The sequence below is a fragment of the Ruegeria sp. HKCCA0370 genome (genome assembly GCF_013033705.1).
In the GTDB taxonomy this organism is placed as follows: Bacteria; Pseudomonadota; Alphaproteobacteria; order Rhodobacterales; family Rhodobacteraceae; genus Ruegeria.
This window is the reverse complement of sequence record NZ_WQEP01000011.1, coordinates 49,983-76,373: the sequence shown is the minus strand read 5'-3', so window position 1 is coordinate 76,373 and position 26,391 is coordinate 49,983. Positions and strand designations below refer to the sequence as shown.

Genomic DNA, 26,391 nt, shown 5'->3' with positions numbered 1-26,391 from the left:
AAGTGATCGGTGAAGCATGATCGCAAGGGCGTCACGCTGATCAAGGCAATGCGGTTTTCTTCAGAACTGCAACGAAAGGCCTCAACCGTTCAGAATCTCATCGGCTGCGGTTCGTAAAGCATATGATCTGACGGGTCGGGACACGTTGTGCAGATTGACGTCTCCCAGCGGTACAGCATTGGAACAGGCCGGTTCGATGTCTTCTGAAACGACAATGCGGTGCCCTTGCGACTTGCCGAACTCGCCCAAACGTGCGGCGATGTTTGCGGCCTGACCGATAACTGTGAAATCAAGCCGTTCGCGAGATCCCACATTGCCGTAGGTGACACGCCCATACGCGACGCCGATCGAACAGTCGCAATGCCTGTCCGTACCTTCTTTGCGCAGCTCTCCCAAAGTTTCGACGATTTCGATCGCCGAGCGCTGGGCATTGGTGCGGGCCGTACTGGCATCCTCGTCCGTTGCCGGGAAAACGGCCAGAACAGCGTCACCAATGAACTTCAGGACTTCTCCGTTGTTGTCATGAACAATGCCCGAGACCGTTTCAAAGAACTCGTTCAGGAGATTGATATACTCGCCCCGGCCCAGCTTCTCTTCCAGGCTCGTTGAATTGCGGAGGTCGCAGAACATGATGGCGGCGTCGATCTCATCCCCGTCACCCCGCCTGATTTCGCCGCCCAATACGCGCGCGCCGGTGCGTTTGCCGACATAGGTTTCCAGCAGGACCTGCGCGTTTTCGCGCTGCATGAACACTTCGTAGAAACGGGCGATTACCGAAGAACATTCAAAGACAAGGCCCAGATTTTCGGTGGTAAACCCGTCCGGGTGATCGCAGGTCAGCGTCAGAACATTGGTGCGCCCGTCGGAAAACGGCAAGGGCATGGCCACGTAATCTGTTGCGCCCTTGGCCCGCAGATCCTCCATGATCGGGAAGCTGTTTTGCGGGTTTTCATCATTCAACCTTTGCCGCACGCCACCCAGGCCGTTCGAGACATGCCGCAAGGGGCTGTTGATGAAAGCTGGGTGATCATAGATTTCGTATGTCGGAGCCCTAGTCAGAATCTCTTCTTCATCTTTTTCCCAGATATAGTGCTTTCCCGCGATCAGGGGGTGAAGGGACCAGGCCAGAATGCTCAGCCTTTGTATTGCGATGCCGTGCTCCAGCATCTTTTCGGCCAGCGCTTTGGTAAAGCTTTCGGGTGTTGCCGCGGTCGAAGCACCACGCATCAACCAATCAATCAGGGGCCCGCTGATGTTGCCGTCTTCAGGTTCACGAAGGCGGTTGTCGCCCAGATCGATTTTCGTATAGGCGCCGGGCACAAAGCCGATACAGCCTTGAATGGCCGCGCTTTCGGGCAGGGCTTCTTCATAGGCCCAGACAGAATTGGCCAGGTTTTCGGAACCCAGATTGATGTCGTGATATGTGGCAGTGCCTTTGAACGGGCAGAATGTTTGCAGATCTGTTTCTTCGCTCAGATCAACACAGACATCCGCGCGGGGAACATAGATCGTGGGCGGCAGGCGCGTTTCATACATCACCTTGGCATCTGTGCTTTCAGCCAAAAGCACATCATTGCGGTAAATGGCAATTCTGCCATTCAGCGATTCAACCGAGATTCCATACCCATTGATTTTTGGTGCGGCGTGGACGTTCATATGCGACCTCCCTTGCCTGGGTTTTTTCTAGAATGGGGCTTTGCATCCCACATTCCAAGTGGCGCAGAAGGGAAAAGTACCAACGCATACGGTCATGCAGCAAGGCTCAGACCATTTGTATCACGTCTTTTTCGATGGACAGCATATACCCTTTTTTGGCGATGTTCTTGACCAGAAGTTCACTGACCATCTGGTTGCCAAGCGCATCCCGCAACCGTTTGATCCGCGTCGCGCCTGCGGCTTCGTCGCAATCGGCCTCATTGCGGCCGGAAATCATCGCCTCGATCTGGGCGCCGGACAAAACCTCATCATCCAGTCGCGATTCAGCCAGAACAGACAGGGTTTCCATGGCGGCGGGCGTGAGTTTGAAATCCATGTTGTTGAGGTAGACGGTGTTTTCCTCGCGGCTGATCAGCAACGAGGTCACCTGAATGCCGGTGCGTTCGATCTGCGCCATGCGTCGGTTCAGCAGTACCAGCATCACCAGAAAGACCAATGCCGAGGCCATCATGGCACAGGCAAAAACCAGCAGCACATAGATCACCATCCGATAACTGGACAGGGTGTCGGCGAAGGCGGTGCCGGACTGGGCCAGAATTTCAAGCAACCGGATTTCGGTTTGCGAGGTCAGATCGGTCTCGATGAACAATCGCTCGACCCGGGCGTTGAATGCGTTGGCGTCCGGCAGGGTCCAGAACAGGAAAACGGCGGCGGTGATCAGAATGGCGACAATGGCTGCGACGCCCAGCACGACCAGACGGACCCCCGACCGGCGTGCGTCAGAAACGGAGATAGAATTTTCCGGCATTGCCTTTCCTCTGATCCAACCCTTCCGGCCCGAAAACGGACTGCACTTCAAGCAAGGTCCAGCCTGACGCGCTCAGGCGCTGGGCGATTTCTGCCTGGGCCTGGCCCTTGTCGCAGTTCGAGACCTGAATGACCCCATAGTGCAGACGCAACGGGTTGTCTTTCTTGGCCTTGTAATCCGCATAGCAATCCGCCGCAGACGCAGCAGAGCCAAGCGATATCAGGGCCGCAAAGGTCAGAGAAGAGAGGATCTGTTTCATAGGCCGCATCCTGCGCATGAGTTGCCGCGATATTCAATAACCCAAGGGGTTTGCGGGCTCTGATATCCGATAACACCGGGCCGTTATTGCTTGTCTGGACCGGTCACCCCCAGTGTCAGGGCAATCAGGACGCGCTCCGTCACACGGTCGCCCAAACACTATGAAGGACACGCATCATGCACAGGAAATTCATCGCTTTCATCGTTGCGACCGCGGTTGCAATAACCGGGGTTTCTGCGTCTCAGGCACGGGCTGCGGACGCAAAGGACATTCTTGGCGGGCTGGCGGCCATCGCGCTCATCGGGGCCGGGGTTCACTATTACAACAAGGAAAAGAAAAAGGATCGGGCGACTCGCCATCAGACCTATACCCCGGCACCTTACACGCCGCAGCCGGTGCGCCCTCTGCCGCCGCGCGTGGCGCGTTATGATCTGCCCCAGCGCTGCCTGCGCACATTCAACGGGTATTCACAGGATCATCCGCTGCTTGGGCCGAAATGCCTCAAGAAGCACTACAAACATGCCAATAGCCTGCCGCAAGAGTGCAAAGTCGGTTTCTGGAATGGCCAAAAGGTCAAGCGGGCATACGAACCCGCGTGCTTGCGCCAGAAAGGATACCGTGTCGTTTACCAGTAATACCGGTTGAGCAGGAGCGGCGCCAAAGACGCGCCGCGTGAGAGAGGGTGGTGTGGGCTGCCCTCTCTCTTTTTTCTTGCGGCGCTGTGTGAAACGCGGTTTTCCAAGGGTATGACAAAACCAGATTTCGAACTTGAACAGGCGCTGCTGGACCGGGGCCATTTTCGCATCGCGGGAGTGGATGAGGTCGGGCGCGGCCCCTTGGCCGGCCCGGTCGTCGCCGCGGCCGTGATCCTGAGCCCACAGGCCATCCCCGAAGGGTTGAATGATTCCAAAAAGCTGACGGCCAGACGTCGGGCCGCCCTGGATGCCGAGATCCGGCACAGCGCCGAGTTTGCCGTGGCCGAAGCTTCGGTCGCCGAGATTGACGAGATCAACATCCTCAGGGCATCGCATCTGGCGATGCTGCGCGCGGTCGAGGCACTGACACCGGCCCCCGATTTCCTGCTGATCGACGGGAACATGATTCCATGCGGCCTGAAAATCCCGTCGCAGGCGGTCGTGAAAGGGGATGCCCGATCGGTGTCGATTGCAGCCGCCTCGATCCTTGCGAAAAACTGGCGCGATCAGGTGATGGTGGATTTGGCGCAACAGCATCCGGGATATGGATGGGAAACCAACGCCGGTTATCCGTCAAAACAACACAAGGAAGCACTGCAAAATCTTGGCGTGACCCCACACCATAGACGTTCGTTCAAGCCGGTGCACAATATCTTGTATCAAGAGTAAATCGTAAGTCGCTGATTCAAAAAAGAAATTGACGCCGATTCGTCTTTGACTCATCCTTGTCTCAACCAAATGAGCGCAAAAGCGCCGTGGACACTTGAGGCAGTGATATGACGACAACCACCAAAAAGGGCGCAATAGCGCCCCCTTTAAACACGATTCTATCCGGGGACTGCATCGAAGTGATGAACAGTCTTCCCGAGGCATCCGTTGACCTGATTTTTGCGGATCCGCCCTATAATTTGCAGTTGAAAGGTCAGCTGCATCGCCCGGACAATTCTCAGGTGGATGCGGTGGATGATCACTGGGATCAGTTTTCCAGCTTTGGTGCCTATGACCAATTCACCCGCGCGTGGTTGAAGGCGGCGCGCCGTCTGCTCAAGCCAAATGGTGCGATCTGGGTGATCGGCTCTTACCACAACATCTTCCGCGTTGGTTCGGCGTTGCAGGACGAGGGCTATTGGATTCTGAACGATGTGGTCTGGCGCAAGTCAAACCCGATGCCCAACTTCCGCGGCAAACGTTTTACCAACGCGCATGAGACGATGATCTGGGCATCCAAGCGCGAAGGGGCCAAGTACACCTTCAACTATGAGGCGCTGAAGGCCCTGAACGAAGGCGTGCAGATGCGCAGCGACTGGGTGCTGCCGATCTGCACCGGGCATGAACGTCTGAAGGATGAAAACGGTGACAAGGCACACCCGACGCAAAAGCCGGAATCACTGCTGCACCGTGTTCTGATCGGCTCGACCAACCCCGGGGACGTGGTGCTGGATCCGTTCTTCGGCACCGGAACGACCGGAGCCGTCGCCAAGATGCTGGGCCGCGAGTTCATTGGTATCGAACGCGAGGAAAGCTACCGCAAGGTGGCCGAGAAGCGCATTGCCAAGGTCCGCAAGTTCGACCGTGAGGCTCTGGAAGTCAGCGCCAGCAAGCGCGCAGAACCCCGCGTTCCCTTCGGCCAACTGGTCGAGCGTGGGATGCTGCGCCCGGGCGAAGAACTCTATTCAATGAACAGGCGTCACAAGGCCAAGGTCCGGGCCGATGGCACATTGGTCGGTGACAACGTCAAAGGCTCGATCCATCAGGTGGGCGCCCATCTGGAAAATGCGCCGTCCTGCAATGGCTGGACCTATTGGTGCTTCAAGCGTGACGGCAAAACGGTTCCGATCGACGTTCTGCGCCAGCAGATCCGGGCCGAGATGAACTGATACAAAGAACACCGCCGGTGCCTGTGGCCTGACACAAGGCACTACGCCTTGCCCCGCCGATCCTACGGCGGGGTCTTTTGTTTTCGGATCAACAGTGATTGCATGTTGTTGACCCTGACACTGCAAGAAAGATCACGGCCATGACCGAGACAACCGCGCAGCCCCGCCGCAGTCTGTTTTTCACGGAACCTGACACGTTCGATCTGGACAACAAATACACCGAGGCCGCGTTGGAGCGGCACAAGCGTGAAGGGTTGGAACTGGCCGTTCGCGCGCGCTGGGTGGCGATGGCACTGACCGGGGTTCTTCTGGTTTTCCTGAACCCGCAATGGGAGGTGCTTTGGTATCACTTCATTCTGCTGCTGATCTGCGCCAACGGTTGGCTGATCCGCCGTTCCGGTCGGGTGGGACAATCGCGGGTCGAGCTTCTTTTGATCTTCGTGGATTTGCTGATCATGACCCTTGGAATGATTGTGCCCAACCCGTTCAGCGACGATGTCCGCCCTCTGGCCATGCAATACCGGTTTGACAACTTTCAGTACTTTTTCGTCATCCTGGCGGCTGGAACCCTAGCCTATTCCTGGCGCACGGTCATTGCCATCGGTTCGTGGACGGCATTGATGTGGACGATCGGTTGGATCGTTGCCTCGTGGGTGGCAACGCCGATTCCGGGCATCAGCGAAAAGGTTGCAGAGGCTTTGCAGGGCTATCCGGATGTTGCCGAACTGTTGGACCCCAACAGTTTCATGGTCCCTCAACGCATCCAGCAAGTGATCGTATTCATAATGGTCGCGGTAACGCTGGGCATTTCGATGCGGCGTCTCAATCAATTGTTGATGAACAACGCGGGATTGGAACGGGAACGGGCAAACCTGTCGCGGTATTTCTCGCCCAATGTGGTGGATGAGCTGAGCCAGAACGATGAGCCGCTGAAACAGGTCCGCAAAGAAGATGTGGCCGTTCTGTTCATCGATATCGTCGGGTTCACCAAATACGCCGCCGGGCGGGATCCCTATGAAGTGATCGAGGTTCTGCGCGGGTTTCATGCCCGTATGGAAACCGAGGTATTCCGGCACCACGGGACCTTGGACAAGTATCTGGGCGACGGTTTGATGGCGACCTTCGGCACTCCGGTGCCAACGCCCCTGGACGCGAGTAATGCCCTAGACTGCGCGCGTGCGATGGTGGGTGTGATCGACCGTTGGAATCTGGAACGCCGCCGGGCGGGTGAGCCTGAAATCCATGTCGGCGTTGGGGTGCATTACGGCTCGGTCGTACTTGGGGATATCGGTGCCAACCGGTTGGAATTCGCGGTGATTGGCGATGCGGTCAATGTGGCGGCCAAGCTTGAGGCACTGACGCGTGATTTCAAGGCGCGTATCGTTGTCAGCGATGCCGTGCGTTTGCGGGTTGAGGAAGAAAACCCGCAGGCGCCGGAGGTCATGGCCGGTTTTGTTGCCTGCCGCGACCAAACCGTGCGAGGGGTCGAGGCGCCGATGGATGTCTGGGTGATGAAAAGCTGAGGGCCTCCCGCCCGTCAGAACAGCATCGCAGATGCAGTGCTGACAGTTGGGTCCAGCAGCGCGCCTGTGCGCGCTGCGGTCACGCTTTGGGCATGGGGTTCAAAGATTTGTTGTAGGGGTGCCAGTCGGTGATCTCGGGATAATAGTGGCGTCGCCACGCGCGAACGCGCGGGTTCATGACCCGCCGCCAAAGCGGAGGGATCATAGCGAACACGGTCATGACGGGATAGCCATAGGGCAATTGTGGGGCTGCGTCCGACGCGTGATGTTGCAGCAGCGGAAACCGGCGATTGGGTTTGTAATGGTGGTCCGAATGGCGCTGAAGATTGATCAGCAACCAGTTCGAAGCTTTCTGCGAGGCATTCCAGGAATGGCGTGGCAGGACATGCTCGTACCGTCCCTCGCCCAGGTGTTTTCGGGTCAGGCCGTAATGCTCGACGTAATTGACCAGCTCGAGCTGCCATATTGCGACACCAGCCTGCAGCAGAAACAGCGCCACGCCGGACCATCCTCCGATCAGGCCGGCCAGTGCCAGCATCCCACCTTGCAGCGCCCAATACCGCCAGAACGGGTTTGAACGATCTGTCCACGGTCTGTCGATGCGGGCCAGCTTGTTGCGCTCGGCCTTGAAGGCCGAAACCCAGCATTGCCACAGAACGCGGGGATAGAAGCGATGGAAACCTTCGTTGTAGCGCGCCGTTACCGGATCGCGCGGGGTGCCAACATGGCGGTGATGGACCAACAGGTGCTCGGACCGAAAATGAGAATACAGCACCATGGCAAGAAGGATGTCCCCCAGCCAGCGTTCCAAGCGGCTTTTCTGGTGCATCAACTCGTGGCTGTAATTGATCCCAATCGTGCCCGAAATGACGCCCATGCCAAAGAAGAGGCCGATTTTCTCAAGCGTTGACAGATGGGTGCCGTGGGTTGCGTACCAGATGAGACCAAAAAGGGTAACGAACTGGATCGGGGCCCAGAGTTTTGTCAGCAATATGTACCATTGCAGCGCCGTGTCCGGCGTCTCGGGGTCGGCGTTTTGAGTGTTGAGCCCGGTGATCCGGTCCAGCACTGCAAAAGCCCACCAGGTTGCGGCAGGAACCAGCAGGACAGACCATCCACCGGTAGCAGCTGAAAACCAGACCAGCGGAATCAGCAACAACGACACCCAGAAAGGGGATGCAGATTGCCAGCGGGACAATGTGCCTGTTGCGATCATCTTTTCTGCTCCAAATTTATGGAGATATCCTAGCCATGGCCCGAAGACTTGCACAGCGGACTTATTGTCCTCGCCAAAGATCATAGACCTTGCGCATCACGGTTGGCAGGTCGCCGGGCCTGAAGCTGTGTTTGTCTACAACTGTCAGATGTTCGGGTATGTCGTGATCGGCGGCATCCGTGGTCCAGATCCGCAAAATCAGGTGGAAATGTGTAAACGTATGGCGCACTTCGCCCGGCAACATCGTCCAATTCGCAGGGAATGGAGGCCGTTCGGCCGGGGCATCGTTCCACTCTGATCCGGGCCAGCCCAGCATTCCGCCCAGCAAACCTTTGTCAGGCCGGCGTTCCAGCACCATGGCCCCGTCTGCACTTTGCGCAACATACACGTGCCCACGGCGCGTGGGTTTGGGCTTTTTGGGTGTTTTTCGTGGCAGGTCGGCCTGGGTGCCTGCGATGCGGCTCTGACAGGGGTCACGCAGGGGGCAGATGCCACATGCCGGCGACTTCGGCGTGCAGATGGTTGCCCCCAAATCCATGACCGCCTGCGCGTAATCGCCGGGACGTATGGCCGGGGTCAGGGCCGACGCCTTTTCCTTCAGCAGGGGTTTGGACCCGGGCAGCGGATCGTGAATGTCATGGAGCCGGGCCATGACCCGTTCGACGTTTCCATCCAGCACGGTTTCAGGCCGATCAAACGCGATGGCCGAGATCGCAGCGGCGGTATAGGGGCCTATGCCGGGTAGGTTCAGCAGCGCTTCTAAGCTGTCGGGAAACCGGCCATCGTAGTTCTGCGTGACGGCACGGGCGCATTTCAAAAGATTGCGGGCGCGGGCGTAATAGCCAAGCCCGGCCCATTCCCCCATGACCTGCTCGTCCGGTGCGGCGGCCAGAGCCTGAACCGTGGGCCAGCGGGTGGTGAAGCGCAGGAAATAGTCGCGAACGGCGGCAACTGTTGTTTGCTGCAACATCACTTCGGACAGCCAGACCCGATAGGGGTCGGGGCGCATCCCGGCGGCGCGATCCGCCGGACCGATGCGCCATGGCATTTCGCGGGCGTGGCGGTCATACCATTCCAGCAACGCATCACTGACGGTGAATTCAGCAGAGTCACGCAAGTTTTATTCAACTCCCGGTCGGGTTTCGCTGGCACATGGTGGCCTGCCCAGTACAATAGAGGTGTAGGAGCAGGAAACCAGATGCAACGCAGACGTTCTTCGACCCGCGGGTTCAAACGCACCGCATCCTTGCTGAACGATCAGATCCGGCGCGCCGGGGAAAGCCGGGGGTTTGCCGTGTCGCGGCTTTTGACCCACTGGGCCGAGATTGTCGGCCAGGAAACCGCCGCCATCGCGCGCCCGGTCAAAGTGGGTTATGGCAAGGGCGGATTTGGTGCCACCCTGACCGTGTTGACGACCGGGCCACAGGCTCCGATGCTGGAAATGCAGAAGGAACAGCTGCGCGGCAAGGTAAACGCGGTCTATGGCTATAACGCCATCAGCCGTGTCCGTATCACCCAGACCGCTCCGACCGGATTTGCCGAGGGGCAGGCCAGTTTCGACCACAAGCCGAAGCAAGCCAAACCCCAGATTGCGCCTGACATTGCCACCGAGGCCGACAAAATGTCACGCGATGTACATGATGAAGATCTGCGCGCGGCTCTTGAACGTCTCGGGCGCAACGTTTTATCCAAACAGAAACGCTGAGAAAGGGCTGAAAATGAGCCGTATTGCAACCTTAATCTGTGCGGCCGTCGCCGTGGCCGCTGGCGGCTATTGGCTGACAGGGTCGAACACCAATGTCACCATTCCACTGGTCAGTGCCGCCGAAGCGCAGGAGGCAGACCTGGATACTTCGACGATCGTCGAGATGGTGCTGGGCGCCGAGGATGCACCTGTCGAAATCATCGAATATGCGTCCTATACCTGCCCGCATTGCGCGAGTTTCCATCAGGGCGCCTTCAAACAACTCAAGAAAGACTTCATCGACACCGGCAAGGTCAAGTTTACCTATCGTGAGGTGTATTTTGACCGCTACGGCCTTTGGGCATCGATGGTTGCACGCTGCGCTGGCCCCGAAAAGTTCTTCGGTATCACAGACCTGATCTATGAAGGGCAGGCAGAATGGACACGCGCAGGTGGTCCGGCCGAGATCGTGGACGAGCTGCGCAAGATCGGTCGTTTGGCCGGCATCGATGGCGATCAGCTCGAGGCTTGCCTGCAAGACGGTACCAAGGCGCGGACATTGGCTGCGTGGTATCAGGAAAACGCCGAACGAGATGGTATTCAGGCGACTCCGTCGTTCCTTGTGAACGGCAAGAAGGTCGACAACCAGTCCTACGCTGACTTCAAAAAGCTGATCGAAGACGAACTGGGTGGCTAAACACCCTTTTCCGGTTGGCCCTGTCTGGGCCGACCGGGCCTATTGTGGTGCAGGTGCTGCCTTCAGCAGCATGTCGCGGACCTTGTCGGTTTCGCCGACTCGCAGACGCACCGGCAGAGTGATCACTTTGCTCCGAAAAGCCGGGGGCAGACGTACGGCATCTTTCTCGGTCGTTATCATCTGAGCACCCAGTTGGCGCGCCTCGTTTTCCAGACGGGCCATCAGTGCCTGAGTCAGAGGCTGGTGATCGTCCAGGGCTTCGGCGCGGACCAGGTCTACGCCCAGCTGCCGCAGGGTTTTGAAGAACTTCTCGGGGTGGCCGATGCCGGCAAATGCCAAAGCGCGTGTGCCGGTCCAGTCCATGCCGGTTTGCAGGGGTTCGATTGCTCCGGTGACATGGGGAACGGACAACTTGTCGCCCCACTGAGCAGTGAAAGCCATTTGAGCGGCCTCATCGCCCAGAGACAACACAAGGTCGGCCCGTTTCAACCCGATGTCGACCGGTTCCCGCAGTGGCCCGGCAGGCAGGCACAAACCGTTTCCGAACCCGCGTTGAGCATCGACAACAATGATCGAGAAATCCTTGGCCACCGAGGGGTTTTGAAACCCGTCATCCAGCACGATTACCGTGGCGCCCGCCGCTGCGGCGGCCCGTGCGCCTGCCGCCCTGTCCTTGGCAACCCAGACTTCGGCAAACATCGCCAGAAGCAGCGGCTCGTCCCCAACTTCGGCAGCCGTGTGCCGGGCCGGATCAACCTGCACCGGCCCGTCCAAAGAGCCTCCGTGCCCCCGCGTGACGACATGTGGTTCGTGCCAGGCGCCTCGAAGCTGTTCAAGGGTCCAAATCACCGTTGGTGTTTTACCGGTTCCACCAGCATTGAGGTTGCCGATACAGATCACGGGCACACCCGGCTTTTCGCCGGATTCCGAGGCGATCCTACGGGCGGTTGCCGCTGCATATAGGCGCCCCAACGGTGCCAGCATACGCGCCCTTAGATCCGGTTGATCCGGAGTCGTGTTCCAGAATTCAGGTGCCCGCATGATCCGCACCCCGCTGATCCAGAATATCCTGCACCATTTCGATCAGGGCGTCAGCCTGCGGTGCGCCTTCGGTCAACAACTGCCATCCAGCCAAAGCCATGCCGGCAGCTTGATCCGGTGCCAGAAGCTGCACAACGGCGTCGCCCAGTTCGGTTGCCGTCTTAACCTCTTTGGCGGCGTTCACCTGTTGCAGGCTGGAATAGAATTCCTGATGACGCTGCACATATGGTCCGAACATGATCGCAGACCCCAGCGCGATTGCTTCGGACGGGTCCTGACCGCCCGCGCCGCGTTCCAGCGAGCTGCCCATGAAGGTCACTGGTGCCATGCGATGCCACAGGCCCAGGTTTTCGGGGTCCGATGTCAGGACGACCTGAGTGGTGTCTTCAATCATGTCCCCTTCATCCCAGTTGATGCAGCGCAGGTCCATCGATTCCAGCCGCCGTCTCAGCGGCGAGACTTCCGGCTCGTTTGCCACGTGCAACACCAGAACCAGCCGATGCAGCATCCGCAGCGCCTGACGGTGGGCTGTCAGAACCGAGATGAATTCCTTGTCCTGAACCCATGCTGCCAGCCAAACCGGACGCCCGGCAAGTGTATGAGTGGTCTCGATAAGTTCGTCTTCTGGCCAGGGCCGGGGGTTGGGGCTGATCCGCAAAGGCGGTGATTCCGCAACTTTTCCGGATTGGATTCCGAGGCGGCGGATCTGTCGAGCCGTCTCGGCGGATGGCGTGAGAATCTTGCGGAAACAGTCAAAGGTCACCCGCGTGATGTCCGGCAACCAACGGGCGTTCCGGGACAGTGTGACGCTGAATTGGGCGTCGAACAGGACCAGCGGGATCGCCTGTTCGTCAGCGCGCGTGACAATGTTGGGCATCAGATCGCCACCGACCCACAACCCCATGTTCGGACGCCAGTATTCGATAAACTCGCGGGCGGCGCCACTCTGTTCCTGTGGCAGGTTGATCAAAGGGAACCTGCTGTCCGGCCAGTTGGACAGATCCTCATCCGGGGGGGCTGTCAGCAGGAAATTCAGCTTGGCCCTGACCTGCGACAGCCGACGGCAGAAGTCGGTCACAGCCCGCAGCCGATCCGGTGTGGCAACATGGATCCATAGCAACTCACCTTCGGGGCGCGGCGGGTTGGATTGCGGCGCAACCCCGTTGCGCAACCCCCATGACAACACCCTGTAGGCGGCCAGGCTGAGTGAGCGCGGTTTGCTCATGTTCCGATTCCCGGCCCGGCCGGATCCAGCAGTGCCGACAGTTGCTGATGAATCGAGGCGCTGGCGGCGATCACGCCGTTCAACCTGGGATGCATATTGTTGAAGATCAGCCGTTGACCCGTACGGTCGGAACAGACGCCGCCGGCTTCTCGGATGATCAGGTCGCCGGCGGCAATGTCCCATTCCCAACTGGGGCGCAGGGTCAGCATGCCATCGAACCGCCCCTGCGCGACCAAAGCCATGCGATAGGCAAGTGACGGACGATAGGCGCGTTCGAAATCTGGCGCCTGCGCGTCGCGCCAGTGCCGAGTGTCAAGATTTGGCTTGGCGGCCAGAATTTCTGATTGCAAAAGCTCTGCGGTATCCGAGGTCGTGATCGTCTTACCATTGAGAGTGGCGCCCTGACCCTGTGCCGCCGTGTACAGCAAATCCCGCATCGGCAGGTAAATGACCGCCGCCGTCACCACGCCGTTATCGGCGACGGCTATGGAATGCGCCCAGGTGCGCGCGCCTTCTGCAAAGCTCCGGGTGCCGTCGATCGGGTCGATGATGAAAGTGCTGTTACGGTCCAGCCGGTCGGTGGAATCCTCGGATTCCTCACTGAGCCAGCCATAGCCCGGTCGCGCCGAACACAACCGCTCCTCCAGCATCGTGTTCACGGCAAGATCCGCCTCGGTCACTGGGCCGGCGCCATCGGGTTTGTCCCAGCGCTGTGCTTGCGTGCCGGAATAGCGCGTGGCGATCTTGCCGGCCTCCAGCGCCGCCTCGATCAGCAGGGGCAGATCAGTTGCCGGCAAGTGTCATTCCTTCGATCAGAAGCGACGGAACCACGCGCGACAGGTATGGGCGGGCATCGTTCGCCGGGATGATCCGGCGCAGCATGTCCCGCAGATTGCCCGCGATGGTGCATTCATTGACCGGATGCGTGATCTCGCCATTCTCGACCCAGAAGCCCGATGCACCCCTTGAATAGTCACCGGTATTGGGGTTGATCGTCGATCCGATCATGGACGTGACCAGCAACCCGGTACCCATATCGCGCAGCAGGTCGGCGCGGCTTTGGTCACCTTGTGTCAGGCTCAGGTTCCAGTTGCTGGGCGATGGCGGGCCCGAGACCCCACGAGCGGCATTTCCCGTGGACGCCATATCCAGTTTTCGCCCGCTCGACAGGTCCAGCGTCCAGCCGGTCAGAGCGCCGTTTTCCACGATTGCCCGGCGTTGTGTCGGCAGACCCTCGGCATCAAAGGGACGCGAGCCCGAAATGCGCGGGCGGTGTGGGTCTTCGATCAGGGACAGGTACGCAGGCAGAACGTCCTGCCCCAAGCAATCCTTGAGCCAGGATGCGCCTCGCGCGATCGCCGCGCCATTGCTCGCGGCCAGAAGGTGGCCGATGAGCGAGGACGAGATCCGTTCGTCGAAGAGCACCGGAAAACTTCCCGTCACAGGTTTGCGCGCACCAACCTGTTGCACCGCGCGTTCGCCTGCTGTGCGCCCGATTTCTTCCGCGCTGCGCAGGTCGAATTGGAACGTCCGGCTGTCGCCGTCATAGTCCCGTTCCATCCCGGTGCCTTCGCCCGAGATCGCAACACAGGAAACTGACCGGCTGCTGCGCGCATACCCGCCGGTGAACCCGTTTGTCGCGGCCAGATGCACATGGTGGGTTCCGTAACTTGCGGCCGCATCCGACACCTGGGTAACGCCGGCGACGGCCAGTGCTGCGGCCTCGGCCGTCAGAGCATCCTGCATCAGGGCTTCGGCAGACGGGGCCGGGGCGGGGTCTGACAATTCCAGTGACTCTATGTTCCAGTCTGTGACCAGCTGGTCCTTGTCAGCCAGCCCGGAAAACGGATCTTCGGGGGCCTCTCTGGCCATTGCGACAGCTCGTTCCGCCATGGCGCGCAGGGTTTCAGGGCGGCTGTCGGAACTGGACACAATGGCGGATCGTTTGCCCAGAAACACCCGCAATCCCAAATCAGTCCCTTCCGAGCGTTCGGCATGTTCCAGCGCGCCGCCCCGCACTTCGACGGAAACAGAGGATCCGTCGATAACGATGGCATCCGCCGCGTCCGCGCCTGCCTTGCGGGCCACGTCAAGCAAGTGATGGCTGATTTCTTCTGGTGAGCAGGTCATGAGGCCTCCGGGTTGATTGCCAAGGACCTAGCCTTGGACCGCCCGTCTCGCAAGACCTGTGACCAGATTGTGCGTTGAGGATCGCGGTGAACCCGTGCCGTTTCAGAGGTTTGGGCAGGGGTTGGCAGGACAGAGAAAGGGCCGCATGTTGCGCGGCCCTTTCCGTTGATTGTCACTTGATACGTTGACCATTCGCTAGGATCTGGCCGTCTTCGGTGAACTCGATCTTCGAGTTCAGTGTGTCAGGTTCTTCGCCCGGAACTGCCATCAGACCCATCATCATGCGGGCGCCCAGCGCGTCTTCGTCCGAGATGATTCCCATTCCGATCAGGGTGTCGATCAACTGGTTGGCGCCAACCAGCTGAAGGTTCGCCACGCCGCTTGGGCTGGGCAGGCCATCAAACTCTTCGGTGTTGGTGTTGTCGAAAGCAAAATCACCGTCACCGGTCAGTTTGGCGCCAACTAGCGAAACCAGCAGTTCGTTGATCTTCAGCGAGTGCAGTTCCCCCGGCGCTTCGTCGGATTCGACGTCGATTTCAGGATCGAAGATATTCATCAGCACTTTCGCGGTTCCCGTCGCATCCAGCGCAATCGTCGCCGGATCACGCGGCAGCGCGCCCGCAGGATCGAAAATGCCCCACAATATGTCCGACATGGTGAAATCGGTCAGGTTCAGCCCAAAGCCGAAGGGTTGAACCTCGTCCGATTGCTGGATGGGGAATTCGAAGTTCAGGCCCGCCTTGGCCATCGAAAGTTCGATCGGGAACGGCAGGCCCGCCGTGGTAACGGCCATCTTCGTGCTGTTCTGGTCAATGTCATAGACGATACGCTCTGCATCGATGCTGGCTGCAAAACGCCCGCCTTCGGACGTGCTGTTCATCGAGAACGCCTGACCTTCGCTGGTCCCGCTCAGATCCGTGCTGCCCGCGGCATAGGTGAAGGTGCCGTCAAACGAAAAACCAGCCTTGTAAAAGGCTTCTGGGTCCGAAAAGTCAAAATCCGGCGGGACCACGTTGTTGCCCTCAAATGCCAGTTGATCGAGTTGACCGTTGATCAACCCGCTTTCGCCGCTTTCAGGATCCTGAAAGTTCAGATCATAAGTTAACGTGGCTGCGTTGAACGTCTGGCTGATGTTCCGATTGTCACCGATCTGCATCCGCGAGCTGCCGGACAGATCGCTTGCTTGGACATCGATGCCAAACACATCATTGGGCAGAGCCTCACCATCGACCTCAATCGAATCCAGTTTCACGCCCAGATTGTCAGCCTTGTAGTCATAGGTCATGTCGTCCGGTGTGCCTGACACGACCATTTTCAGTTGGTTGTGGGAATAGGTGACAGTGGCTGCGAAGTTTTCGTCTTCGGCCTGACCGGTGATTTCCATGGGAAAGCTTTCCGGCAGGTCAATGGTAACGGTCCCGTCACCATTTTCGGTCAGTGTCATTTCCGGCATGACCATCTGAAACTGTCCGTCCTCTTCGGGAAGGGCCACTGAAAGTGTCATGTTGGAAATCGTGGTGACGTCGCCCGAGGTGCTTTCGTCTCCTGTGACGGTGTAACCCATCGAGGTGAAATAGCTCTGCCAATCAGACCAGACGTCATCGGCCGACAGATCGGCAAACGCCCCTTGGGTGGCAACGGCATAAGCCAGGGCAGCGCCGCAGCTGCGGCGAAGGAAAACGGACATAAGGTAACCCTTCTTGATCAATTTGTGGCGCATGGTCGGTTTTGTGGCGGGTATCGTCAAGGGGGCAAGGGCTGGACCCTTTCCCCGTTTACGCGCTACGGCTGTAGCCGACAGAGATTGCAATACGTGAGGAAGGGCAAATGCAGGGAAAAACTGTTCTCATAACCGGGGCCAGCCGAGGAATTGGGGCCGAGGCAGGGCGCGTTTTTGCCGCAGCCGGCGCCAATGTCGCATTGGTGGCTCGCAGCAAGGACCAGATTGACGCTCTGGCGGCCGCATTGGGCGATCAGGCCATCGCATTGGCCTGTGACGTCAGCGATTTCGCGCAGGTGGAACAAGCCGTGGCCACATGCGTGGACCGGTTCGGTGGGTTGGATGTTCTGATCGGCAACGCGGGTGTGATCGATCCGATTTTTCATCTCTCGAATGCTGACACCGAGGCGTGGAGCAAGGCCATCGACATCAACCTGAAAGGTATTTTCTACGGGATGCGCGCGGCGTTGCCGGTGATGCGGGCTGCGGGAGGGGGGAGCATTCTGACGATCTCGTCCGGTGCTGCATCGAACCCGGTCGAAGCCTGGAGCCACTATTGCGCCTCGAAGGCCGGGGCCAAGATGCTCACGGAATGTCTGCATATGGAAGAAGCCCATAATGGTATTCGCGCCATGGGCCTGTCACCGGGGACGGTGGCCACCGATATGCAGCGGTCGATCAAGGCCAGCGGCATAAATCCCGTCAGTCAGCTGGACTGGGATGTGCATATCCCTGCGGACTGGCCCGCACGGGCGCTGTTGTGGATGTGCTCGGATGATGCCGATGAGTTTCTTGGCACTGAAATTTCGCTGCGGCTTGAAGACATCCGCAAACGGGCCGGGCTGATATGATCGATTTGACCAAAGAGGACGGCCTGTGGACCGTCACGATCAACAATCCCGGCAAGGCGAACGCCCTGACCGGGGCCATGCTCGCGGAACTGGCCGAGATCGCCGAATCCGCGACAGAGGCCAAGGCGTTGATCCTGACCGGCGCGGGCAAAGTGTTCAGCGCTGGGGCAGATCTGGACGAAGCGCGCGCCGGTCTGGCCAAATCGGATGTCTGGGAAAGGCTGTCCGGTGCCATTGCCGCGTTGCCCTGTCTGACCGTTGCCGCACTGAACGGCACTTTGGCAGGCGGGGCCAACGGTATGGCACTGGCCTGCGATCTGCGCATTGCCGTGCCATCGGCCAAGTTCTTCTATCCGGTGATGAAGCTGGGGTTTCTGCCACAACCGTCCGACTCCGCGCGGCTGGCGGCTCTGGTCGGACCGGCAAGGGCCAAGTTGATCCTTGTGGCGGGTCAGAAAATCACCGCGCAGGAGGCGTATGAATTTGGCCTCGTGGACCGAATTGTGGATCCCGATCACCTGATGCAAACCGCACGCGATCTGGTGGCCGACAGCGTGAACGCCGACCCCGAGATCGCGGCGGGAATCGCAAGGTTGTGCTCATGAGGCTGTCTGCACTGCGCCTGCGGGTCGCCGACCCGGATCGGCTGGCCGCGTTTTATCGCGACATTCTGGGCATGTCCGTCGGCCCAGCAGAAACCGGCTACCGTGTCGGCTATGACAGTGCAGACGCAGATATTTTGTTGCTGCCGGGTGGAGGAGGGTACACCCACGACAAGGGGCAGCGCTACTGGAAGATAGGAATCACCGTGCCGGATGTCGATCTTGCTGCGGCTCATCTCCGCAGGTTCGACGTTCCAGTTAGCACGCCGATCCAGTTTCTGGACATCGGCTACATGTGCCATCTTGCGGATCCCGAAGGATTCGTCATCGAACTGCTGCAACATGATTTCGAAGGCAACCGGCCGCCGTATGCAGCGGACCCCGACGCGCCTTTTGCGCAGGCTCGGATCGGTCAGATTACCCTTCGAACCGGCGATATTGCCGCCGAAGACGCATTCTGGCGCGCCCGGGGCATGTCGTTGCTGTCGATGCAGGAGGTCGCCCCTTACGGCTTTGACCTGCATTTCTATGCCTTTACCGACGAAACCCCGCCCAATCCTGACCTTTGGGCTGTTGAAAACCGCGAATGGCTGTGGAAACGCGCCTATACGACGTTGGAATTCCAACATGTTGCGGGCGCACAATTCGCCCATGTACCGGACTTTCGGGGTATCGAGATCGAAGGCCTGTCCGAACCTCTCACAGATATTGTCGGCGACCAGATCCTGCCAGGTTGATCAGCGCCCGCGCCGCTTGCCCGGAACTTTCGAACGAAACCCGGGTGGACGTTTGCGGACCCAAGTCAAAAATTTCTCGAGCCTAGGATGCGCACGCAGGGCCTCGACTGTGTTGAAACTGCGTGCCAGTTCGGCTTCGGTCAGGGTGGCGTGCACCTCTTTGTGGCAGATCTGATGCAGCAGAACGGTAGGTCCGCCCTTGCCTCCTTTGAGTTTTGGGATCAGATGATGCAGGCTGCCACCCCCGTTGGGGATCGGGCGGCCGCAAAGCGGGCAGATCGGATCGCTGTTCGTCATGATGATGTGAAACTTGCGCCTGTGACGGGCGAAGGCAAGAGGGTGCGAATGGCGCAGGCAGTGGTGATCGGAGCAGGCCCCGCCGGGTTGATGGCGGCAGAACAGCTGGCCGCAGCCGGGCATTCCGTGTTGGTGGCCGAGGCCAAACCTTCGGTCGCGCGCAAGTTCCTGATGGCCGGGAAATCGGGGCTGAACCTGACCAAGGACGAGCCGCTTGATGACCTGATCCGCACCTATGGTGAAGCGGCGGATTGGTTGCGTCCGATCATGTCTGACTTTGATGCCGAAGCTGTTCAGCACTGGGCGCGCGGGTTGGGGCAGACGCTGTTTGTCGGCTCGACGGGGCGCGTGTTTCCCGAAGCAATGAAGGCCTCGCCCTTGTTGCGGGCCTGGTTGGCACGATTGGACAAGGCCGGGGTCGAGATCAGGACCCGCTGGCGTTGGGCCGGCTGGGAAAGTGATGCGCCGGTGTTCGACACTCCGGACGGGCGGCGCAGTGTTTCGACGGATGTCACCGTGCTGGCACTGGGAGGTGCAAGCTGGGCCCGCCTTGGCTCGGACGGTCACTGGGCGCAGATATTGGCCGGAAAAGACGTGGCTTTGGCACCCTTTGAACCCGCAAACTCAGCCATTTCCGTTGATTGGAGCCCACATATGCAGCCCCATTTCGGGGCCGCATTGAAATCGATCCGATGGATGGCAGGCGATTTGAAAAGCCGAGGAGAGGCTGCGATTTCCAGAACCGGTCTGGAAGGCGGAGGGCTGTATACGCTGACACCGGCCTTGCGCGCGGGGCAGCCATTGTTTGCTGATCTGACGCCTGATCTGGACCAACAGGCTCTGCTGGCGCGGTTGTCCGCGAAACGGTCGAAAACAACGCTGTCCCAGTGGATGAGGAAATCGCTGAACCTGTCTGCTCAGAAAATCGCCCTGTTTCATGAAATGGCAAAACGCGGCGGCCACCCTCAATCCGTGCAGGTGAGCATGTTGAAAAAGCTGCCTATCCGGCATGCCGGCCTTCGCCCGATGGACGAAGCCATTTCGACCGCAGGTGGTGTCAAACGGACAGCGCTGGATGGTGGGCTGATGCTGACGGCCCTGCCGGGTGTGTTCTGCGCTGGGGAAATGCTGGATTGGGAAGCCCCGACCGGGGGCTATCTGCTCACGGCTTGCCTGGCGACCGGGCGCTGGGCCGGTCGGTCTGCCGCCGACTGGCTGGAAAAGGCTGAGTGACCTAGCGGGATCGCGCCAACATCGCCAAACGGATCATCGCGCGTTCCACCAGCGCCATTGCAGGGGCCGTCTGCCCGGCCGACCGCAGTGCCAAATCCGTATCGGTCAGAACCGTCAGCGCGGTTTGCAGCTTGGCCGCCCCCCAACCTTGTGCCTGCCGCAGGATACGGTCACGCCGTTTGCCGTAAACCGGCGGACGCAGCTTGCCGATGCCCTGCGCAGCACCACCGGGATCGGACGCGCAGGCATAGAGTGTCCGAAAATGCCGCGTCGCCCCGATGCACAGTGTCACGCCATTGGTGCCTTGCGCCTGCAACCTCCGGATCAGCGGCCCGATCTCACCCGCGCGGCCTTCGGCCACGACGTTGAGAACGTCATCCAGCGCCGCCTCGGTCGAGCGCGGAGCGCAGGCCTCGATATCTTCGACTGTCAAGTCAGAGCTGTCATCACGCTTGTAAAGAGACAGTTTTTCAACCGTTTGCGCGAAATCACCGGGGCTGAGGCTGACGGCCAATTCGCTGATTGCAGACATGACATCTCGGGGCACGTTTTTCATACCCGACTCGGCAAGAACCCGTTCCACTTCGGCGCGTGAGGGCGGGTCGTCATAAATGCCGACGGCATAGGCGGCAGGGTGGCCTTCGAACACCTTGCGGATTTTCGAGCTGGGTTTCAATTGCCCTGCGGTTACGATGATCTGGGCGTCTCCGGGGGCCCAGTCTTCGAGCGCGGCCAGAATTGCAGGCGCTGCGGTTTCGGTTGCGTCTTCTACGAAAACGGCACGTGGGCCGGGAAAGAAGCCGACCGCCTTGACCGCGTCCAGCAACAAAGCGGGATCACCACGCAGATCGCCACCGGGCATGCGGGTCAGGCGCATTTCTTCTTCGGCTTCGGGGCCAAGCAGAGCGGCCAGCACCTGTTGCCGCTTGAGCGCAACCCGCATCGCATCCGCGCCATATATAAGCAGCCCGGTCTTGTCCGCGTCCGGCTTGGCAAAATACCCCTCAGCCTCGCGCGGGCTCAGCTTCATGCGGCCAGGTCCGGTGTGGCGTAAAGGCGGTTCATGATCTGACCCGACAGTATCATCATCAGCCGTCTCTTGGCATCGCGCTCATCCGCCAAGGTGGAAACGGTCGATCCTGCGGCGGAATATGACACAAAATCCGCCACCGAGCCCGAGGCGATGATCTGACCGGTTGCGTTGGACCGCAGCGCGTATTGCGCGCGTCCGTCGATGGTGTAGCGTTGCGTTTCGTTCGTGGTAGTGATTGCTGCGCCACGCGTTACGGTCGAAACCTGAACATCCAGCTTGTAGTCGTTGACCGATCCGGCGCTTCGCCCCAGTTGCTGTTCCAGATTTTGGACCAGCAAATAGCTTTCCACGGTGTTGGGGGCCGACACCTCGACACGGCCATACAAGGCCGAACCCGATCCGCCGGGCGCATAGACGGGCTCAAAGCCGCAGGCGGCCAGCGCCAGCGGCATCAGCAAAAAGGTTCTGCGATCAAACGACGACATTCACAATCCGGCCCGGAACGACGATTACTTTCTTCGGCGCATTCCCTTCCAGCGCCTTTTGGACAGCTTCGGTGCTGAGCGCGATTTTTTCAACCTCGGCTTTGTCCAGATCTTTGGCCACGCTGATTTCCGCGCGACGCTTGCCGTTGATCTGAATCGGCATGGTGACGGTGTCATCGACCAGCATCGCCTCGTCGGAGACGGGCCATGGCGCAACGGCCACAAGGCCTTCGCCGCCCTGATGGGCCCAAATATCTTCCGCCAGATGCGGTGTCATCGGCGACATCAGCTGTGCCAGCGTTTTGATGGCCTGCTTTTGGGCCGCAGCACCTGCCTTGGATTTCGCCAGGGTGTTGGTGAAGGCATAAAGCTTGGCGATGGCCGCGTTGAAGCCAAAGCTTTCAACACCCAATGTCACGTCGCGGATGGTTTTGTGCATCTCGCGCAGCAGCTCCTCATCGCCTTCGCCCGTGGCGTTCGGGTCCATGGCACCGATCTTGTCGCAGAGAGTCCAGACACGGTTGAGGTGCTTGTACGCGGCCTCGGCCCCCGCAGCCGTCCATTCCACGTCCCGTTCGGGCGGCGAATCGGACAGCACGAACCAGCGGGCTGTGTCGGCGCCGAAGGCCGAGATGATGCTGACCGGGTCGACAACGTTCTTCTTGGACTTTGACATTTTGGCCGATGGGAGAACGTCAGGGTTTCTTTCAACATAACCGACACTGTTTGCTGCTTCGGTTCGGCTGAACTCCTTTTCTTTTTGCCAAAGGTTTTCCAATTCCTCGGGGTTGCCCGCCGACACACCGTTTTCTTCGACAAAACTCTTCAGAAGTGCTTTCTCAGTGCCATTCCACTGAAACCGCACAACTTCTTCGGGAAAGAAGAATACTGGCCGCCAAGTTCGTCCAGCTTTGATTACTTGTTGCTCATGTTCGTCGTACCGTTCTCCAGCGACTTCCACCACTTCCCGGCTTGCATACATCTCGTGCGTCACCATGCCTTGGGTGAACAGCGCGTCGAAGGGTTCGATGGCTTTGTCCGGCAAATGCCCGGTGATGTTCATCGCGCGGGCGAAGAACCGCGAATACAGCAGATGCAGAATCGCGTGTTCGATACCGCCGATATACTGGTCGACATTCATCCAGTATTCCGCCTCGGCCAGATCGGTGGGCGTTTCCGCGCGCGGAGCGGTGAAACGGGCGAAATACCATGACGAATCCACGAATGTGTCCATCGTGTCGGTCTCGCGCTTGGCTGGGGCGCCACAATTCGGGCAAGCGCAGTCGCGCCAGGTCGGGTGGCGGTCCAGCGGGTTGCCCGGTTTGTCGAAGGTGACATCATCGGGCAGGCGAACCGGAAGGTTCTCTTTCTTTTCAGGGACCACGCCACAGCTTTCGCAGTGAACGACTGGAATCGGACAACCCCAATAGCGCTGGCGGCTGAGGCCCCAGTCGCGCAGGCGATATTTCGTGACCCCTTCGCCCCAACCGGCTTTTTCGGCGAAATCGATGGTGGTGTTGATCGCCTCTTCGCCGGTTGCTTCGGTCAGGCCCGCGAAATGGTTCACCCAGCGGACTTTCTCGGTCTTTGGCGGGACAAAGGCGATCTTGTCGACCGGCGTGTCGTCGTCCAGCGCAAAGAACGTATCGATCACCGGCAGATCGTATTTGCGGCAGAAATCAAGGTCGCGCTGGTCATGGGCCGGGCAGGCAAAGATCGCGCCGGTGCCATAATCCATCAGGATGAAATTGGCGATCCAGACCGGCAGTTCCCAGTTCGGGTCCAGCGGATGCTTGACGCGGATGCCGGTGTCGAAACCCAGCTTCTCGCCGGTTTCGATGGCTTCTTCCGTGGTGCCGCCCTTGCGGCATTCGGCAACGAATTCAGCGACCTCCGGGTTCTCGGCCTCAAGCTGTTTGGCGATCGGGTGATCGGGCGAGATCCCCACGAAGGATGCGCCCAGCAGCGTGTCGGGGCGCGTCGTGTAGACAGTGATCGGTTCCCCACCATCGGTGCGCTCGAACCCGAATTGCAGGCCGCGCGACTTGCCGATCCAGTTTTCCTGCATCAGTCGAACCTTGGCGGGCCAGTTTTCCAGCGTGTCCAGAGCGTTCAGCAGTTCTTCGGAATAATCCGAGATCTTGAAGAACCACTGCGTCAGCTCGCGCCGTTCCACCAGCGCACCCGAGCGCCAGCCGCGCCCGTTTTCCACCTGTTCATTGGCCAGAACGGTCATGTCGACCGGATCCCAGTTGACCACGGCATTCTTGCGATAGACCAGCCCGGCCTCGAGCATGTCGAGGAACAGCGCCTGCTGCTGGCCGTAGTACTCCGGATCACATGTGGCGAATTCACGGGACCAGTCGATCGACAGGCCCAGTGGCTTCATCTGGGCGCGCATGTCGGCGATATTGCCGTAAGTCCACTCTTTGGGGTGGCCGCCGATCGCCATGGCAGCGTTTTCCGCCGGCATCCCGAACGCGTCCCAGCCCATGGGGTGCAGAACATTGTGCCCGGTGGCCAGCTTGTGCCGCGCGATGACGTCGCCCATCGTATAGTTGCGCACATGCCCCATATGGATTCGGCCGGACGGGTAGGGGAACATCTCAAGCACATAGTATTTCGGCTTGTCCGCCTTGTGGTTGGCGGTGAAGATTCCTGCCTTGTCCCAGGCTTCTTGCCATTTTGCTTCGATTTCGGTGGCCGAATAGCGCGACATTGTGCGGTCCTTCGTGAATGAAAACGCCGGGTAGGAACCCGGCGTGGTATTAGTGTGATTTTCGGCGGAGTGCTAGAACTTGTTGTCCGCGATGCGCAGCTGACGCGCGCGGGACAGAATCGCATCCTCTACAGCACGGGTTGTTGCCGCGCTTACCGGGGCGCCGCCGCTGGATTGCAGGGCAACGGACAAAGACCGGGCCGCAAGCGCCGGATCACTGATGTGTACGGTCGCCCTGTATGACCGTCCTCCGCCCGGAGGAGTGCCGTAACCCGTTACGATCACTCCGGTAAACGGATCGACCTCCTGCACAGGCAAGAAGTTCAAAATGTCCAGTGAAGCTGCCCACAAGTACCGGTTTACATTGGTGGTCTGCTCGGCCGTGCTGCGGTCGAAAATGTCCCACAGCGTCGAACGTTCAGGATCGTTCAACTCGCGTTCATCGGAATTACCGCTGGCGGGATTGGCGGAATATGTCGAAGTGCTTCGATTCTGCCCGCATGCCGCAATAGTGGTGGTCAGCATGATTAATCCCAAAATCGTAGGCAGGCGCATTGTCAGCAGGTCCTGTTTTCACTTGTTGTGCAGTATTCAGGGCATACTCCTAGCCAAGGACCCTCGCTGCAACAAGCCTATTCTTCTGAAATGTAAGCGTGTCAGCCTGATCCGGGCAAAAACGAACTGTGGCATCCTTGCACCAATCTGACCCCAATGACGTGACCGGGTTTATGCCAAGCTTGCGCAACAGGGGCAAAAAGAGCGAAACGGTGTCCGTGCTGAGACATATGCCGAGGCATGTGTCGAGTAGATAACTCTTTTGAATGAAACCGAGGGAAACAAGATGAAAAAAGTTCTCTTCGCATCGACGGCGCTGATCGCGACCGCAGGCGTTGCAGCAGCTGAAGTTAACTTCAGCGGTTATGGCCGTTTTGGTATTGGCTACACTGAAGATCGTAGCGAAACCACCATCGTACGTGGCCCTGGCGCAGATGGCCTGAACGGGACAGCCGACGACGTCCTGGCAAGCTCGACCGCTCAAACCGACGACGTCATTCTGGTGTCGCGCTTCCGTCTGAACATCGACGGTATCGCAGAAACCGACGGCGGCGTACGTTTTGAAGGCCGTGTTCGTCTGCAGGCCGACGAAGACGCCAGCAACGGTGAAGCAAACTCGGCCGGCCTGAACGGCGCGCGCTTCTCGGTCATCTACGGTGGTCTGCGTGTTGACGCGGGCAACGTCGCAGGTGCCTTTGACAACCTGGCAAACTACTACGGCAACGAAGTAGGTCTGGAACTGTTCGCTGGTCAGTACTCGGGCGTTAACTATAACTTCCTGGCGTACTCGTCGACCGGTTCGGGTGCGAACGCTGTGTTCTTCCAGTACTCCGTAGGCGACTTCTCGTTTGGCGCATCGTATGACCAAGCACAGGCTACCGTTATCGGAGCTGGTGGTACAACTTCGACCACCGTTGACGCAGACCGCTGGGACATCAGCGCAACCTACACCTTCAACAACATCACTGCTGCTGTGGCCTATGGTCAGACCGACGCGGGTGTTGCCGGTGTAAGCGATCCGAGCCTGACCGTTCTGACCCTGGGTGGCGAATGGGGTGACTTCTCGGGTACTCTGTTTGTCGCGGACGACGCAACCCAAGTTGCTTCGACCGACGGTACTGCATGGGGTCTGTCGGCTGCCTACAACTTGGGCGCTGCAACCACCCTGCTGTTCACCTACGGTGACGGTAACGCTTCTGCTGACACTCAGCAGGTTGCTATCGGTGCGATCTACGACCTGGGTGGCGGTGCATCGCTGCGCGGTGGTCTGGGTGTAAACGACTGTGACTCTTGCGCAGACTCGACCATCAAGGCTGACTTCGGTGCTCAGTTCAACTTCTAAGCTGAT

The 26,391-nt window shown here is 59.3% G+C and carries 26 protein-coding genes; 11 read left to right on the top strand and 15 right to left on the bottom strand.

Features of this window, described 5'->3' with window-relative positions; translation table 11 throughout:
• Positions 1–81: 81 nt before the first annotated feature.
• From GOW31_RS19070 to GOW31_RS19060, 3 genes are all read right to left on the bottom strand, one after another.
• Positions 82–1,656, bottom strand: a complete 1,575-nt coding sequence (locus tag GOW31_RS19070; RefSeq protein ID WP_171172287.1) for a DUF427 domain-containing protein — start codon at positions 1,654–1,656, stop codon at positions 82–84.
• A 106-nt stretch (positions 1,657–1,762) separates the two neighbouring features.
• Entirely contained in the window at positions 1,763–2,464 is a 702-nt protein-coding gene (locus GOW31_RS19065) for a helix-turn-helix domain-containing protein (protein WP_152459288.1), read from the bottom strand.
• Positions 2,436–2,723, bottom strand: a complete 288-nt coding sequence (locus tag GOW31_RS19060) for a hypothetical protein (protein ID WP_152459287.1) — start codon at positions 2,721–2,723, stop codon at positions 2,436–2,438. The genes GOW31_RS19065 and GOW31_RS19060 overlap by 29 nt, the downstream gene beginning before the upstream one ends.
• A gap of 176 nt (positions 2,724–2,899) precedes the next feature.
• Here GOW31_RS19060 and GOW31_RS19055 point away from each other — a divergent pair, with 176 nt between their 5' ends.
• The 4 genes from GOW31_RS19055 to GOW31_RS19040 all read left to right on the top strand — a co-directional run bounded on the left by GOW31_RS19055 (position 2,900) and on the right by GOW31_RS19040 (position 6,818).
• Positions 2,900–3,358, top strand: a complete 459-nt coding sequence (locus tag GOW31_RS19055) for a hypothetical protein (RefSeq protein ID WP_152459286.1) — start codon at positions 2,900–2,902, stop codon at positions 3,356–3,358.
• A 111-nt stretch (positions 3,359–3,469) separates the two neighbouring features.
• On the top strand, positions 3,470–4,087 hold the full coding sequence (locus tag GOW31_RS19050) for a ribonuclease HII (RefSeq protein ID WP_171172285.1): 618 nt from the start codon (positions 3,470–3,472) through the stop codon (positions 4,085–4,087).
• Positions 4,088–4,194: 107 nt separating this feature from the next.
• On the top strand, positions 4,195–5,295 hold the full coding sequence (locus GOW31_RS19045) for a site-specific DNA-methyltransferase (protein WP_152459284.1): 1,101 nt from the start codon (positions 4,195–4,197) through the stop codon (positions 5,293–5,295).
• Between the two features lie 140 nt (positions 5,296–5,435).
• Positions 5,436–6,818, top strand: a complete 1,383-nt coding sequence (locus tag GOW31_RS19040) for an adenylate/guanylate cyclase domain-containing protein (RefSeq protein ID WP_171172283.1) — start codon at positions 5,436–5,438, stop codon at positions 6,816–6,818.
• A 79-nt stretch (positions 6,819–6,897) separates the two neighbouring features.
• On the opposite strand, the gene GOW31_RS19035 is transcribed toward GOW31_RS19040, so the two are convergent.
• Positions 6,898–8,034 (bottom strand): alkane 1-monooxygenase, encoded by a 1,137-nt coding sequence (locus tag GOW31_RS19035; RefSeq protein WP_171172281.1) that lies wholly within the window; start codon positions 8,032–8,034, stop codon positions 6,898–6,900.
• A 61-nt stretch (positions 8,035–8,095) separates the two neighbouring features.
• A complete protein-coding gene (mutY, locus tag GOW31_RS19030) occupies positions 8,096–9,151 on the bottom strand; it encodes an A/G-specific adenine glycosylase (protein ID WP_171172279.1) in 1,056 nt (351 codons plus the stop codon).
• Between the two features lie 81 nt (positions 9,152–9,232).
• Here mutY and GOW31_RS19025 point away from each other — a divergent pair, with 81 nt between their 5' ends.
• Together GOW31_RS19025 and GOW31_RS19020 are read left to right on the top strand one after the other, a co-directional pair.
• A complete protein-coding gene (locus GOW31_RS19025) occupies positions 9,233–9,739 on the top strand; it encodes a DUF721 domain-containing protein (RefSeq protein ID WP_152459280.1) in 507 nt (168 codons plus the stop codon).
• Positions 9,740–9,752: 13 nt separating this feature from the next.
• The gene (locus GOW31_RS19020) at positions 9,753–10,415 is read left to right on the top strand and encodes a DsbA family protein (RefSeq protein ID WP_171172277.1); all 663 of its coding nucleotides are present in this window, start codon (positions 9,753–9,755) and stop codon (positions 10,413–10,415) included.
• Positions 10,416–10,454: 39 nt separating this feature from the next.
• Here GOW31_RS19020 and lpxK read toward each other — a convergent pair whose 3' ends face one another.
• From lpxK to GOW31_RS18995, 5 genes are all read right to left on the bottom strand, one after another.
• The gene (lpxK, locus tag GOW31_RS19015; RefSeq protein WP_171119926.1) at positions 10,455–11,456 is read right to left on the bottom strand and encodes a tetraacyldisaccharide 4'-kinase; all 1,002 of its coding nucleotides are present in this window, start codon (positions 11,454–11,456) and stop codon (positions 10,455–10,457) included.
• Positions 11,443–12,681, bottom strand: a complete 1,239-nt coding sequence (locus tag GOW31_RS19010) for a 3-deoxy-D-manno-octulosonic acid transferase (RefSeq protein WP_171172275.1) — start codon at positions 12,679–12,681, stop codon at positions 11,443–11,445. Before GOW31_RS19010 ends, lpxK begins: the two co-directional genes overlap by 14 nt.
• Entirely contained in the window at positions 12,678–13,478 is an 801-nt protein-coding gene (locus GOW31_RS19005) for a 3'(2'),5'-bisphosphate nucleotidase CysQ (RefSeq protein WP_171172273.1), read from the bottom strand. The genes GOW31_RS19010 and GOW31_RS19005 overlap by 4 nt, the downstream gene beginning before the upstream one ends.
• Complete coding sequence (locus GOW31_RS19000; RefSeq protein ID WP_171172271.1) at positions 13,465–14,811, bottom strand: TldD/PmbA family protein; 1,347 nt, start codon at positions 14,809–14,811, stop codon at positions 13,465–13,467. The genes GOW31_RS19005 and GOW31_RS19000 overlap by 14 nt, the downstream gene beginning before the upstream one ends.
• Positions 14,812–14,983: 172 nt before the next feature.
• On the bottom strand, positions 14,984–16,531 hold the full coding sequence (locus GOW31_RS18995; protein WP_254441764.1) for a DUF2125 domain-containing protein: 1,548 nt from the start codon (positions 16,529–16,531) through the stop codon (positions 14,984–14,986).
• Positions 16,532–16,638: 107 nt separating this feature from the next.
• On the opposite strand from GOW31_RS18995, the gene GOW31_RS18990 reads away from it, so the two are divergent.
• The 3 genes from GOW31_RS18990 to GOW31_RS18980 are packed head-to-tail and all read left to right on the top strand — an operon-like array spanning position 16,639 to position 18,721.
• The gene (locus GOW31_RS18990) at positions 16,639–17,382 is read left to right on the top strand and encodes an SDR family oxidoreductase (protein ID WP_171172269.1); all 744 of its coding nucleotides are present in this window, start codon (positions 16,639–16,641) and stop codon (positions 17,380–17,382) included.
• Entirely contained in the window at positions 17,379–17,987 is a 609-nt protein-coding gene (locus GOW31_RS18985) for an enoyl-CoA hydratase/isomerase family protein (RefSeq protein ID WP_171172267.1), read from the top strand. The genes GOW31_RS18990 and GOW31_RS18985 overlap by 4 nt, the downstream gene beginning before the upstream one ends.
• Complete coding sequence (locus GOW31_RS18980; RefSeq protein ID WP_171172265.1) at positions 17,984–18,721, top strand: VOC family protein; 738 nt, start codon at positions 17,984–17,986, stop codon at positions 18,719–18,721. The genes GOW31_RS18985 and GOW31_RS18980 overlap by 4 nt, the downstream gene beginning before the upstream one ends.
• On the opposite strand, the gene GOW31_RS18975 is transcribed toward GOW31_RS18980, so the two are convergent.
• Positions 18,722–19,018, bottom strand: coding sequence for an HNH endonuclease (locus GOW31_RS18975; protein WP_152459270.1), 297 nt, complete (start codon positions 19,016–19,018; stop codon positions 18,722–18,724).
• A 48-nt stretch (positions 19,019–19,066) separates the two neighbouring features.
• Between GOW31_RS18975 and GOW31_RS18970 the strand changes: the two genes are divergently transcribed.
• Positions 19,067–20,251: a TIGR03862 family flavoprotein gene (locus GOW31_RS18970; protein ID WP_171172262.1), complete on the top strand. Its 1,185-nt coding sequence runs from the start codon at positions 19,067–19,069 to the stop codon at positions 20,249–20,251.
• A gap of 1 nt (position 20,252) precedes the next feature.
• On the opposite strand, the gene holA is transcribed toward GOW31_RS18970, so the two are convergent.
• The 4 genes from holA to GOW31_RS18950 form a co-directional block, all read right to left on the bottom strand.
• Positions 20,253–21,281, bottom strand: a complete 1,029-nt coding sequence (gene holA / locus GOW31_RS18965; protein WP_171172260.1) for a DNA polymerase III subunit delta — start codon at positions 21,279–21,281, stop codon at positions 20,253–20,255.
• Entirely contained in the window at positions 21,278–21,769 is a 492-nt protein-coding gene (gene lptE / locus GOW31_RS18960) for an LPS assembly lipoprotein LptE (protein ID WP_171172258.1), read from the bottom strand. The genes holA and lptE overlap by 4 nt, the downstream gene beginning before the upstream one ends.
• Entirely contained in the window at positions 21,756–24,488 is a 2,733-nt protein-coding gene (leuS, locus tag GOW31_RS18955; protein ID WP_171172256.1) for a leucine--tRNA ligase, read from the bottom strand. Before leuS ends, lptE begins: the two co-directional genes overlap by 14 nt.
• Before the next feature lie 72 nt (positions 24,489–24,560).
• Positions 24,561–25,043 (bottom strand): DUF3576 domain-containing protein, encoded by a 483-nt coding sequence (locus GOW31_RS18950; protein ID WP_171119915.1) that lies wholly within the window; start codon positions 25,041–25,043, stop codon positions 24,561–24,563.
• Positions 25,044–25,329: 286 nt separating this feature from the next.
• Here GOW31_RS18950 and GOW31_RS18945 point away from each other — a divergent pair, with 286 nt between their 5' ends.
• Positions 25,330–26,385, top strand: a complete 1,056-nt coding sequence (locus GOW31_RS18945) for a porin (RefSeq protein WP_171119914.1) — start codon at positions 25,330–25,332, stop codon at positions 26,383–26,385.
• The last annotated feature ends 6 nt before the right edge of the window (positions 26,386–26,391 follow it).